Here is an 11,168-nt window from a genome sequence, read left to right as displayed (position 1 = left end):
CGATTTCATCGATGCGGTATGCCGTGAGGCCGTCTTCGCTGGCAAGCCAGCTCCTACACCGGGAACCTGCATGCAGTCATGCGTTGTCCGGCGCCTGGCGAAACCGTTGCTCGATGGCCTGCGCAAACGGATAGAACGAAAACCACGGTTTGGCTTCGTCGATTACCCGCTGAAATGACGGCCTCTGTACCAATCTGTCGAAATAGGCGTTCAAGTGGCCGTAATCGTCGGGGAACGGCAGGACGGTTCTGGCATAGAAAAGTGCCGGGGCAGCGGCGCAATCGGCCATGCTGAAGTCCGGGCTGGCCACCCAGATTCTGGATGCCATGCGGCGCTCGAGCATGCCGTACGCCGTCTCTAGCGTAGACCGCTCTCTGGTCAGATCACCGTTGGTCGCGTGTAGCCGATCGCTGACAATCCGTTGCATCGGCACTTGTACATAATGGTCGAAAAACCGATCCCATAACCGGACTTCCAGCGCGATCTCCCAATCGTCTGGAACCAGCCTGTGCGTGCCTGGATACCGTCGATCCAGGTACTCGATGATGATGCTGGATTCAGGCAGATCAGATTGCTGAGCATGGTCGCGAAGAATCGGGAACTTTCCGATTGGCCACAATGCCTGAAGTTCTGCGCTGTCGGCAGCGTCCGCGAGATCGATGATCCTTCTCTCGAATTCGGTCCCGTTTTCGTAGAGCGCGATGAGTACTTTGTGGCAGAACGACGCCAGCGGATGGTAGTAAAGCGTCAGCGACATTTTTCAACTCCTCGTTTGGCATGAGGGGGTGGGGCGGGCAATGAAACAACCACAGGGCGCGTCGGCGAAGCGTCAGGGTCGCCACTTTCAAGCTTGCGGGCTTGCAGATGGAAAAATCCCTGCTTAACTGTGAACCGTTGGTCTGGTTGTGACTTACTAGTCATGGTATTCATCTTAGCGCCCTTGTACCGTTGTCGCTGGTTCGTGCTGTCAGGCGAGTCCGAAGGAAGCCGGAGAGTCAACCACGCTGTGTGCCTGGTCCAATTTGTCAAGGAAGAGAATGACATGATGCTGAAAACTGCGATCGTCGAGATTGGTAAGAAGTACAAGGTTTATACCGAGCATTATCTCAACGCCACCGCTGACAAGACCATTATTCTGGTCAACGGCTCACTGGCAACGACCGCATCCTTTGCTCAAACGGTGCGTTACCTGCGGCCACGCTTCAATGTGGTTCTCTACGATCAGCCCTACGCCGGTCAATCGAAACAACACAACCAGCATGACCAACCGATCCGCAAGGAAGACGAGGCCGCGATACTGCTGGAGTTGATCGAGCACTTTCGCGCGCAGCATGTGTTGTCCTTTTCCTGGGGCGGGGCGGCGACCTTATTGGCACTGGCGCAGCGGCCGCAGCGAATCGAAAAGGCGGTAATCAGTTCATTCGCCGCGCGAATCAACACGCCGATGCGCGATTATCTCGAGAGCGGCCGGCATTTTCTCCACGCGTGCGACCGGCGAAATGTCGGGCGCTTGATCAACAGCACCATCGGCAAGCACTTGCCATCGCTGTTCAAGCGTTTCAATGAACGCCATGTCAGCAGCCTGGACGAACACGAATACCGGCAGATGCATTTTCACGTCAATGAGGTGCTGACCCAGGACACTCACTGCTACGTTTCCTGTGCCGATGCCATCGAAGTTCCAGTGCTGTTTATCAACGGCGAACGGGATGAGTACACCTCGGCGGAAGACGCCCGTCTTTTTGCAGCGCATTCCCGTCAGGCTCAGTTTCAGACCATCAAAAACGCCGGGCACTTCCTTGATATGGAACACCCGACGGCCTGGAATGACACCCAGCAGGCCTTGCTGGGCTTTCTGCAACCGGTCGCCAAAATACCGAGCCAGCCCCGTGACCTGACATTCAGTAGCAAAGCGTCAGTGATTCCGCCCCTTCAGTCAGCTAACTGGGTGCGGCTTTAACTGACGCAGCAACTCGATCTGATCTGCCGGGACCAAGGTGCGCAAAGCTTTATAAAGTGCGCGGGTTTCGAGCAGGTTCCAGACCCGCAGCATGGTTTCCAGGGCATCCAGTGGCTTGCTGATGAAGTCTTTGGCGCCCAGGGCCAGCGCGCGCAGCCGGGTATCGCGGGTGGCGTCGGCGGTGAGCACGAGGATCGGCAGGTATTCGCCGGCCGGGATGCGCCGGTTGAGTTGTTCCAGTACGGCAAAGCCGTCGAACTCCGGCATGTGCAGGTCGAGAATCACCAGGTCAGGCTCGAAGCTGTTGAACAGGTCCAGGGTTCGCAGCGGCTGAGTGCTGCTCAGTACGTTGGTCAGCCCTTCGCGGACAAGCAATTGCTCCATCAAGTCGAGGTTGGGCCGTTGGTCGTCGATGATCAGAATACGCAGGTCGGTGTTCACGCGGGCTCCGGTAGATGCTGGTCAAGATGGGCGAGGAAGGAAGGAATGTGAATCGGCTTGGTCAGCACGGCGGTCGCTCCCGCTTCCAGCAAGGCCAGGTGAGTGAGGTCGCTGGCATCGGCGGTGATCATCAGCACTGGAATGGCACGGGTGATAGAAGATTGGCGCAAGCGTTGCAGAACATTGAAGCCATCTACGTCCGGCAGCGCCACATCCAGCAAAATCAGCTGCGGTGCATGTTGACGGGCCAGGTCCAAACCCATCTGCCCCTGCATGCTTGAGAGCAATTGGATGTGCGGTCGCCGTTGCAGCAGGGTTTCGATCAGGGCCAGGCTGGAGAGATTGTCTTCGATGCACAGCACTTTGCCCTGGTAATCGGGAACGGTGAGGGCGGCAGCGACGGTTGGGTGGCTGATTCGTGCAACAGGTGGCTCGGCAGCTGGCTTCAAGCGCTCGAAGGGCAGCTCCAGGGTGAAACTGGAGCCTGCGCCGGGCTGGCTTCGGACGGTCAGGCTGCCATTCATCATTTCCAGCAGACTCTTGCTCAAGGCCAGACCCAGGCCGGTGCCTTCCACGTTCGGATCGGTCTCCAAGCGCTCGAACGGCTTGAACAGTTGATCCAGTCGATCGGCTGCAATGCCCTTGCCAGTATCGCAGACCGACACGGCAATTCGTTGTTGATGAACATTGACCTCGATGTGCACCTGACCCTGGGGTCGGTTGTATTTGATCGCGTTGGACAATAGATTCAGCAGCACCTGAACCAAACGTTGCCGATCGGCGACGATCCCGCTGTCGGCGGCCAGCATCGGCAGTTCAACCAGCCGAACGCCCGCGTCGCAAGCCATGGGGGACACCAGCGTCAGGGCTTCTTGCAGCACCACCGCCAGGGGCACCGCTTCGACATTCAATGGCAGGCGCCCGGCTTCGATCTTGGCGATGTCCAGCACTTCGTTGATCAGGGTCAGCAGGTGTTGTCCGGCCCGCAGGATGTGACCGATCTGCGCCCGCTGCCCCTTGGGCGAGTCCATGTCCAGCAGTTGCGCGAAGCCGAGAATGGAGTTGAGCGGGGTACGCAGTTCGTGGCTCATGCGCGACAGGAATTCACTTTTGGCGCGGCTGGCGCGTTCGGCTTCTTCGCGTGCGGTGCTCAGCGCGATCTCGGCGGCACGGCGGTCGGTGATGTCGCGGGTGATCTTGGAGAACCCGCGCAGGGCGCCACTGCTGTCATATTGCGCAGTAATCACCACGCTGGCCCAGAAGCGGCTGCCATCCTTGCGACAACGCCAGGCCTCTTCCATGTAATGACCATCGCGAGTGGCCTCGCGTAGCGCCATCTCTGGATGCTGCGGGCACTCTTGCGACAGATAAAACACCGAGAAATGCTGGCCGACGATTTCTTGCTCGGTGTAACCCTTGATCCGTTCGGCGCCCGCATTCCAACTGGTGACGAAGCCCTGTGTGTCGAGGGCAAAAATACCGTAGTCCTTCACCCCGTCAATGATCAGCCGCAAGCGTTCTTCGTTGTCGCGCAAGGCCCGTTCACGTTCTGCCAGCAGCAACCCAGCCTCGACCAGGCGTGTGCCCAACTGACCAATCTCATCATTCTCTGGCGGTTGCGGCAACAACGGCTGACCGAGTGCCAGGCGTTGTGCGTTGCCCTGGACCTGTTTGACCCGGGCGACGATGCCCTTGGACAGAAACAGCACCGCCACAATGGCGCCAAACAGCCCGCAGGCCGCGGCCAGCAAGGTGGAGAACAACAAACGCTGTCGAGTCGAGGCGGCCGCTGCGGTGCGCTCGGCCAGCAGCGTGTCTTCAAGAGTGCGCATGGCGCTGATGCGTTCGCGCAATTCGTCGAGGATGTGCTTGTTGTTGATCAGGATCGTGGTGATCGATTCGGGCGTGGCGCTGCGATCATCGAGCAGTTCAACCAGGCCCTGGACCTTGGTGTCAATCAGTGGGGTGATGGCTTCCAGATGTTTGCGCACCCGCACGTCGCGAACATTACTGTCGAGCCGGCGCAGGGCCGACTCGATCAAGGGTTTGGCTTGTCGATAACCCGGCAGGAAATCCTCGCGGCGGGTCAGCAGATAACCGCGCACGCTGGCGGCGGCCTCGGCGAGTAGCGTGTGTACCGCCTGAATATCGCCTTGCACCAGCAGCACACGGCGCACGTCCTCTTCCGCGCGAGCTGTCTGGCGTTCGGTGGTGTAGATCAGCACCAGCGAGAGCAACAGAATCACCAGCGGCAGGGAAATCACCACAAGGGCTTTGCCACGTAACGGCAGATCGGCCCAACGGCGAGCGTTTGAAACATTCATGACTGGCTCACCAGGCCCAGGGCGATGCCACGGACAGCGGCCTGGGTTCGGTCGGCGGCGCCGAGTTTGCCGATAACCCGTTCCACATGGGCCTTGGCTGTGCCCGTAGTGATGCCGAGTTCTTCGCCGATTTCACGATTGCTGCAACCGCCGGCCACCAGCCCGAGGACCTGGCGTTCCCGGGCGGTCAGGGTTTCGGCAGGCGCGGCACCACTGGCGTTGCGCTCGGTCATGCGCCGCAGCAGACGCGCGCTGACCGCGCTATTGAGGGCTTCCTCGCCCGCGGCGACGCGTTGCAGGGCATTGATCACTTCATCGCGGCTGGCGTCTTTGAGCAGGTAACCCACGGCGCCGGCGTTCATCGCCGCTTCCAGGTGATCCGGGCTGTCGTCCATGGTGAAGATCACCACTTTCAGGGCCGGCAGGCGCTGCTGCAGAATTCGCGCCGCACCCAGCCCGTTGAGCACGGGCATGCGAATGTCGAGGATGACGATGTCGGGCAGCAGGCGCTCGCACACGTCCACCGCTTCCTGGCCATCGCGGGCCTGGCCAACCACTTCGAACTGCGGATGGCCCGCCAGCAGCGCGACGAAACCGGTACGAGTGACCTCATGATCGTCCGCCAGAACCAGACGTAAAACTTCAGTCATTGAGCTGTTCCATTGAGGTCGGAAGGGACGGTGGCGCGCAGTTGCGTTCCGCCATGCGCATGGCTGACGCAGGAGAAATCACCGCCCAGCAGGCTCGCGCGTTCTTGCATCGCGGCGAGCCCCAAATGCCGGGTGCCGCAGGTGTCGAGCCGTTGTTCCATGGCAAAGCCTTTGCCGTTATCGTCCACTCGTAGCGAGGCTTGCCCTTCGTGCAATTCCAGCGTCAGGACGACGTGGCTGGCCTGCGCGTGCTTGAGAATGTTGTTGATGCCTTCCTGGGCAATCCGGAACAGGGCGATCTCCACCTGGCTGGGCAAGCGTGCTTCGCAACGCGTGCTCCAGTTCACTTTGATTCCGGCGTCGCGCAGGCGATCCGCTTCTTTGTCGACCGCCTTCAGCAAGCCAAAATCATCGAGCACGGTCGGGCGCAGGCCGCTGATCAGTTGTCGGCCTTCACCGACACAATGCTGGGCTAACGCAAGAATCGTTTGTAAGTCCGCGCCGAGTTCGTCCGGCAGTGGCGGGCAGCGACCGGCAAAACCTTGCAGGCGCTGATGCAACCCGGCGAGGGTTTGGGCCAGGCCGTCGTGCAGGTCGTAGGCCATGCGTTTGCGTTCGTCTTCCTGTGCCTTGAACAGCCGATGCACCAGATCGGACATGGTGCGTTCACGCGCAACCAAGGCATCCAGCAACCGCTGGTTTTCCAAGTGCGCGGCCAGCAGGGTGGCGAGCAATTGCAGGGATTCGATGTCCTCAGTGTCCGGCGCACTGATGCTGACACTATTGGCCAGCACCAACGCACCGAAGGCCGCGCCATCGCCGCCGCGCAAAGGCACCCGTAGTACGTTGGGCAGGACCGCATGCGGCTGCTCCTGCCATTGCGCAGTGCGCATCGCGGTATCGGCGAGGCGCTCGAGGCTGTGTAAACGATCACGGCTACCGTGACTGGCGGTGGTTCTGACTTGCGCATCCACGTTCCATTCCAGCAATAGCGCATGGTCCATCGCCAGGAAGGCACAAGCTCGTTGCAGCACGCGTTGGCGCATCGCCTCCGGGGGCAGTTGCGTCAATTCCTGGCCGGTATCCACCAGCAACCGCAGCCGCGCGGCGCGACTTTGCGACTGCCGATATTGGGTGCGAATGGCCAGGGCGCTACCGGGGTCATGATCAGGGTTTTGCATGGGACTGGTTCCGGCGCAGGCACGCCCGTTCGGGCAGGGGCGTTATTAGACCTTGTTAACAGGGCAGGGCGCCATCTGCCGAATGGCATAGGCAAATGACTCCGGTTGGCCGATGGCGGGTGGCGTTCCGAGCGGCACAGTAGGGCCATCGACCACCATTGGAATAGCGCAATGAAATTCAAGACCTCGGCCATCGCCCTGTTGTTCGCCCTGACCGCACCGTTGGCCCAAGCCTTAGAGGCTGTGCCTTACGTTTACAGCAGCGTGGCGCAGCAGCCTGCTAACGTGAAGGACCGCGAAATCGCCGCACTGTTCGACCATTGGAACAGCGCATTGAAGAGCGGCAATGTTCAGAGCGTGGTCGACCTGTATGCGCCGAACGCTGTGTTGCAGCCGACGGTTTCCAATCAGGTGCGCACCACGCCGGCTCAGATCAAGGACTACTTCGATCACTTCATGGCGCTCAAGCCGGTGGGCCAGATCAACTTCCGTGAGATCCGTCCATTGGGCGCTAACGTGGCCATGGACAGCGGCGTCTACACCTTTTTCCTGACCGAGGCCGATGGCAAAACCCGCCAGGTGCAGGCGCGCTACACCTTCGTCTATGAGCAGGTTGGGGGGCAGTGGAAGATTCTCAACCACCATTCTTCGGCGATGCCGCAGGCGCAAGTACTGCACGCCGGGAAGTAACGGACCTGATCGACACGGTCCAAATGCCCGTCACAATCCATGTAGGAGCGGGCTTCTGTGGCGAGGGGGCTTGTCGGAACGCCGCATCGCCCCGTTCGGCTGCGAAGCAGTCGTAAACCCTGTAGATGCGGTTTAACTTTGAAATGCCGGGGGCGCTTCGCACCTCAACGGGGGCAAGCCCCCTCGCCACAGAAGCGCTCCCACAGGTTTGGCATTACCGACACGGCCCACCTTGAAGTGGGCCGTGTGCGTTGTGCTCAATTCAACGCCAGGTCGTCCACAGGCTGCTGCCCGCGGGCCTGCGCGGCGCGTTGCAACTGGGTGGCGATCAGGGTGTTTTTCAGCAGATAGGCAATAGTCATCGGCCCAACGCCACCGGGAACCGGTGTGATCGCACGGGCGACGGTGCGAGCGCTGGCGTAGTCGACATCGCCTACCAGACGGTCGCCGGACTCGTCGGCGATGCGGTTGATGCCGACATCGATCACCACCGCGCCGGGCTTGAGCCAACTGGCGTCGATCAACCCCGGTCGACCCACTGCAGCGACCACGATATCCGCCAACCGGCACAACGCCGGGGCATCGACGCTGCGCGAGTGCACCACGCTGACCGAGCAGTCGGCCCGCAACAGCAAGGTCGCCATCGGTTTGCCGACAATGTTCGAACGGCCGATGACCACCGCGTGCAAGCCGCTCAAGTCATCACCGCAGGTCTCGTGCAGCAGGCGCATGCATCCGCTGGGCGTGCAGGGGGTCAATACCTCCATGCCTTGCACCAGCCCGCCGACGTTTTCCCGATGAAAACCATCCACGTCCTTGATTGGATCGATGGCATGGATCACCGCCTGTTCATCGATAGCGTTCGGCAAGGGCAGTTGCACCAGGATGCCGTTCACCGAGGCGTCGGCATTGAGTTGCGCAATCAGTTCCAGAACCTGGGCCTGGCTGGCGGTTTCCGGCAGGCGGTGTTCAAGGGAGCGGATGCCGACTTCCTTGGCGCGCAGCAGTTTATTGCGCACATACACGTGGCTGGCCGGGTCGTCACCGACCAACACGACCGCCAGGGCGGGATAGATCTGCTGGCCGGCCAGGGCCAGAACCTCTTCCCGGACCTCGTCGAGGACCTTGGCAGAAATGGCTTTGCCATCGATATCGCGGGCAAGTGGTGGGGTACTGCTGATCAAATGCGTCACCGTCGTCATTGAAAGAGCAGGGCGCAGGTTACCAGTCGATGACTACCCTGTACCACCCGCAGCAGATGGGCAGGATGTCATGAATGTCGTCGAACCCGTAGGAGCCCGGCTTGCCGACGACGGCGATTTCATGGGCACTGCCTGACGTGAGGCCGTTTTCGCTGGCAAGTCGGAACGCCGCATCGCAGCCCCTACAGGGATCGCATTCGATCTTTCTCAGACGATTTTTTCCGACTCATGATCAGGCTCAACAGCACCGAACTCAGAATGATCCCGCCGACAACGGTCAGCGACCATTCAACCGGCATGTGAAACCACGGCATCAGTGTCATCTTGGCGCCGATGAACACCAGCACGATCGCCAAACCGTATTTGAGCAGGTGGAAGCGATCAGCCATGTCGGCCAGCAGGAAGTACAGCGCCCGCAGGCCCATGATCGCGAAGATGTTCGATGTGAACACAATGTACGGATCGGTGGTGACGGCGAAGATCGCCGGGATGCTGTCGACCGCAAACATCAGGTCACTGGCCTCGATCAGCACCAGCACCAGAAACATCGGCGTCGCCCAGTACCGACCGTTTTGCACCACAAAAAAACGCTCGCCATGAAACCCATTGGTGACGCGCAGATGGCCGCGTATCCAGCGCAATAAGGGGTTTTTATCGAGGTCAGGCCGCTGATGGGCGAATGCCAGCATCTTGAACCCGGTGATGATCAGGAACACACCGAACGCATACAACAGCCATGCGAACTGCGACACCAGCCATACGCCGGCGAGAATCATCGCCCCACGCATCACGATTGCCCCGAGCACACCGTACAGCAACATCCGGCGCTGCAACTCCGGCGGCACGGCGAAGTAGCCGAAAATCATCACGAAGACGAACATGTTGTCGATCGACAGCGACTGCTCGATCAAATAACCCGTGAGAAATTCCAGCGTTTTGCGCTGGGCGATCTCGCGCCCGAACTCGCCATTCAAGTACCACCAGAGCAATCCCGCGAAGGCCAGCGCCAGCGCGCACCAGGCAATCACCCAGCACGACGCCTCGCGCACCGATACCCGATGCGCTTTGCGCCCGCCGAAGACAAACAGATCCATGGCCAGCATGGCGATGATGAAGAAGATGAAGGCGACCCACATCCAAAGCTCACCGATGTTCATGGGTTGCATGTCGCTCTCCCTGTCTGGACTTGTTCTGGAGCCGACGAGTTCATGCTAGCGGGGAGACTGCGGTGAAGAAAAATCGATTATTCTTCACCGACAATTCGTAATTTACGAAGTGTTGCTGACAAATCCTCAGCAAAGCTCTCAATGCATCTTGCTGTGATCCTGCATGCCGAGCGCCCGCGCCTCGGCGTCAACCTTGATCGTCTCTTTCTCGCCCTTGGCGTTTTCCACGGTCAGGATCAGGGGCACTTTATCGCCTTCCTTAACCTGGGCCGTCAGGTCCATCAACATGATGTGGTAGCCATGGGGATCAAAACTCACCGGTTTGCCGGCCGGCAGCGCGACGGATTCGACCTGGCTCATGCTCATCACATCGTCTTTCATGCTGGATTGGTGAACTTGCACGGTGTTCGCTACCGGCGACTGCACACTGAGCAGTTTGCTGTCGCTGTCGGCCTGCAGGGTCATGAAGGCGCCGGTCGAATGCTGGCCGGCCACTGTCGCGCGAACCCAGGCGTCGTTTACCTGGGGTTGGGCGGACACCTGCCAGGCCGTGCCGATCAGGGAAAGGGCCAAGGCCAGCTGTTTAATACGTGGTGCGCAGAACGAAGTCATCAGCAGACCTCCATGACGGTGAGCAGGTCTTCTGCGCACTCTTGAGCGGTAAGGGACGCGGACAGCCCCAGGCGCAAATTGCCTCGGGAGTCGAAAACGAAGCTGGTCGCGGTGTGGGAGAGGGTATAGGTCGAACCGCTCGGGGCCTTTTCATAAAACACGCCGAACTCCTTGGCGGTGGCGGCGGTTTCTTCCAGCGTGCCGTACAGCGCCTCGAAACTCGGATCGAACGTCTTCACGTAAGCGTCGAGCATATGCGGCGTATCGCGCTCGGGGTCCAGGGTGATAAAGATCACTTGCAGGCGCTCACCATCGCGGCCCATCAGTTTTTTCGCCTGCGCCGCACGGGCCAGCGTCGTCGGGCAGACCGCCGGGCACTGGGTGAAACCGAAGAAGATCATCGGCATCAGGCCACGGTAGCTACCGAGCATCCGATACTCGCCCTGGGCGTCCTTGAGCTTGAAGGTACGTCCCATGATCTTGTCGCTGAGGTCCTTGCCGTACTTGAACGACAGCTTGCTGCTGTCATCGCAGCCGGCGAGCAGGCCAAGGCTCAGCAGGCTCATGCCTTGCAGGACCGTGCGACGGGTATACAACGTACTCATGGAAAAAAGCATCCTGTGTAGCGACGGGAATCTACAGTGGCTGATCAATCAGACGAAAAAAAGCGCACGGATGTTAACAAACTGTTGCCCTGTGGCGCTCAATCGATGGCCAGTCGGCATGCGCCAAAAGGTCGCGGCCTCGGGATACATGAAAGTACAAATGCCACATGCAGGGACACAGCCAGAGCAAGCACCGAGAAACCTGTGGCGAGGGAGCTTGCTCCCGCTGGGCCGCGCAGCGGCCCCAATAAGGGACTGCTTCGCAATCCAACGGGAGCAAGCACCCTCGCCACAGGTTCAGTATCACGCTTAACTGACTGGCATTAAGGCTTGCCCG

Annotated in this window: 11 protein-coding genes; 2 read left to right on the top strand and 9 right to left on the bottom strand. The window is 60.0% G+C overall.

Going from position 1 to position 11,168, the window contains the following annotated elements; all coding sequences use genetic code 11:
* Positions 1-76: 76 nt before the first annotated feature.
* Positions 77-757 (bottom strand): glutathione S-transferase family protein, encoded by a 681-nt coding sequence (locus tag CKW20_RS15590; RefSeq protein ID WP_095053711.1) that lies wholly within the window; start codon positions 755-757, stop codon positions 77-79.
* A gap of 285 nt (positions 758-1,042) precedes the next feature.
* Between CKW20_RS15590 and CKW20_RS15585 the strand changes: the two genes are divergently transcribed.
* A complete protein-coding gene (locus CKW20_RS15585) occupies positions 1,043-1,960 on the top strand; it encodes an alpha/beta fold hydrolase (protein ID WP_095053710.1) in 918 nt (305 codons plus the stop codon).
* Here CKW20_RS15585 and CKW20_RS15580 read toward each other — a convergent pair.
* Genes CKW20_RS15580 through CKW20_RS15565 form a run of 4 tightly spaced genes read right to left on the bottom strand, consistent with a single transcriptional unit; the run spans position 1,937 to position 6,556 of the window.
* Complete coding sequence (locus CKW20_RS15580; RefSeq protein ID WP_030128799.1) at positions 1,937-2,401, bottom strand: response regulator; 465 nt, start codon at positions 2,399-2,401, stop codon at positions 1,937-1,939. The two genes, CKW20_RS15585 and CKW20_RS15580, sit on opposite strands and share 24 nt — an antisense overlap.
* A complete protein-coding gene (locus CKW20_RS15575; RefSeq protein WP_095053709.1) occupies positions 2,398-4,725 on the bottom strand; it encodes an ATP-binding protein in 2,328 nt (775 codons plus the stop codon). The genes CKW20_RS15580 and CKW20_RS15575 overlap by 4 nt, the downstream gene beginning before the upstream one ends.
* The gene (locus CKW20_RS15570) at positions 4,722-5,375 is read right to left on the bottom strand and encodes a response regulator transcription factor (RefSeq protein ID WP_095053708.1); all 654 of its coding nucleotides are present in this window, start codon (positions 5,373-5,375) and stop codon (positions 4,722-4,724) included. Before CKW20_RS15570 ends, CKW20_RS15575 begins: the two co-directional genes overlap by 4 nt.
* Complete coding sequence (locus tag CKW20_RS15565) at positions 5,372-6,556, bottom strand: sensor histidine kinase (protein ID WP_095053707.1); 1,185 nt, start codon at positions 6,554-6,556, stop codon at positions 5,372-5,374. Before CKW20_RS15565 ends, CKW20_RS15570 begins: the two co-directional genes overlap by 4 nt.
* Positions 6,557-6,727: 171 nt before the next feature.
* Here CKW20_RS15565 and CKW20_RS15560 point away from each other — a divergent pair, with 171 nt between their 5' ends.
* Positions 6,728-7,246, top strand: coding sequence for an SgcJ/EcaC family oxidoreductase (locus CKW20_RS15560; protein ID WP_095053706.1), 519 nt, complete (start codon positions 6,728-6,730; stop codon positions 7,244-7,246).
* Between the two features lie 257 nt (positions 7,247-7,503).
* On the opposite strand, the gene CKW20_RS15555 is transcribed toward CKW20_RS15560, so the two are convergent.
* The 4 genes from CKW20_RS15555 to CKW20_RS15540 form a co-directional block, all read right to left on the bottom strand.
* A complete protein-coding gene (locus tag CKW20_RS15555) occupies positions 7,504-8,448 on the bottom strand; it encodes a bifunctional 5,10-methylenetetrahydrofolate dehydrogenase/5,10-methenyltetrahydrofolate cyclohydrolase (protein WP_095053705.1) in 945 nt (314 codons plus the stop codon).
* Between the two features lie 182 nt (positions 8,449-8,630).
* Entirely contained in the window at positions 8,631-9,614 is a 984-nt protein-coding gene (locus CKW20_RS15550; RefSeq protein ID WP_095053704.1) for a TerC family protein, read from the bottom strand.
* 138 nt (positions 9,615-9,752) lie between these two features.
* A complete protein-coding gene (locus CKW20_RS15545; RefSeq protein WP_095053703.1) occupies positions 9,753-10,226 on the bottom strand; it encodes a copper chaperone PCu(A)C in 474 nt (157 codons plus the stop codon).
* Positions 10,226-10,831 (bottom strand): SCO family protein, encoded by a 606-nt coding sequence (locus CKW20_RS15540; RefSeq protein WP_095053702.1) that lies wholly within the window; start codon positions 10,829-10,831, stop codon positions 10,226-10,228. The genes CKW20_RS15545 and CKW20_RS15540 overlap by 1 nt, the downstream gene beginning before the upstream one ends.
* Positions 10,832-11,168: the final 337 nt, after the last annotated feature.

The organism is Pseudomonas sp. Irchel s3b2 (genome assembly GCF_900187445.1).
GTDB lineage: Bacteria > Pseudomonadota > Gammaproteobacteria > Pseudomonadales > Pseudomonadaceae > Aquipseudomonas.
Note: the sequence above shows the minus strand (reverse complement) of the source record. Positions and strands in the feature narration are given on the sequence as shown.

Bases quoted from the DNA above. Each gene is read 5' to 3' on its own strand.
- CKW20_RS15540 (WP_095053702.1), bottom strand. From the start codon at position 10,831: ATGAGTACGTTGTATACCCGTCGCACGGTCCTGCAAGGCATGAGCCTG.
- CKW20_RS15565 (WP_095053707.1), bottom strand. From the start codon at position 6,556: ATGCAAAACCCTGATCATGACCCCGGTAGCGCCCTGGCCATTCGCACC.
- CKW20_RS15545 (WP_095053703.1), bottom strand. From the start codon at position 10,226: ATGACTTCGTTCTGCGCACCACGTATTAAACAGCTGGCCTTGGCCCTT.
- CKW20_RS15555 (WP_095053705.1), bottom strand. From the start codon at position 8,448: ATGACGACGGTGACGCATTTGATCAGCAGTACCCCACCACTTGCCCGC.
- CKW20_RS15575 (WP_095053709.1), bottom strand. From the start codon at position 4,725: ATGAATGTTTCAAACGCTCGCCGTTGGGCCGATCTGCCGTTACGTGGC.
- CKW20_RS15590 (WP_095053711.1), bottom strand. From the start codon at position 757: ATGTCGCTGACGCTTTACTACCATCCGCTGGCGTCGTTCTGCCACAAA.
- CKW20_RS15550 (WP_095053704.1), bottom strand. From the start codon at position 9,614: ATGCAACCCATGAACATCGGTGAGCTTTGGATGTGGGTCGCCTTCATC.
- CKW20_RS15585 (WP_095053710.1), top strand. From the start codon at position 1,043: ATGATGCTGAAAACTGCGATCGTCGAGATTGGTAAGAAGTACAAGGTT.
- CKW20_RS15560 (WP_095053706.1), top strand. From the start codon at position 6,728: ATGAAATTCAAGACCTCGGCCATCGCCCTGTTGTTCGCCCTGACCGCA.
- CKW20_RS15570 (WP_095053708.1), bottom strand. From the start codon at position 5,375: ATGACTGAAGTTTTACGTCTGGTTCTGGCGGACGATCATGAGGTCACT.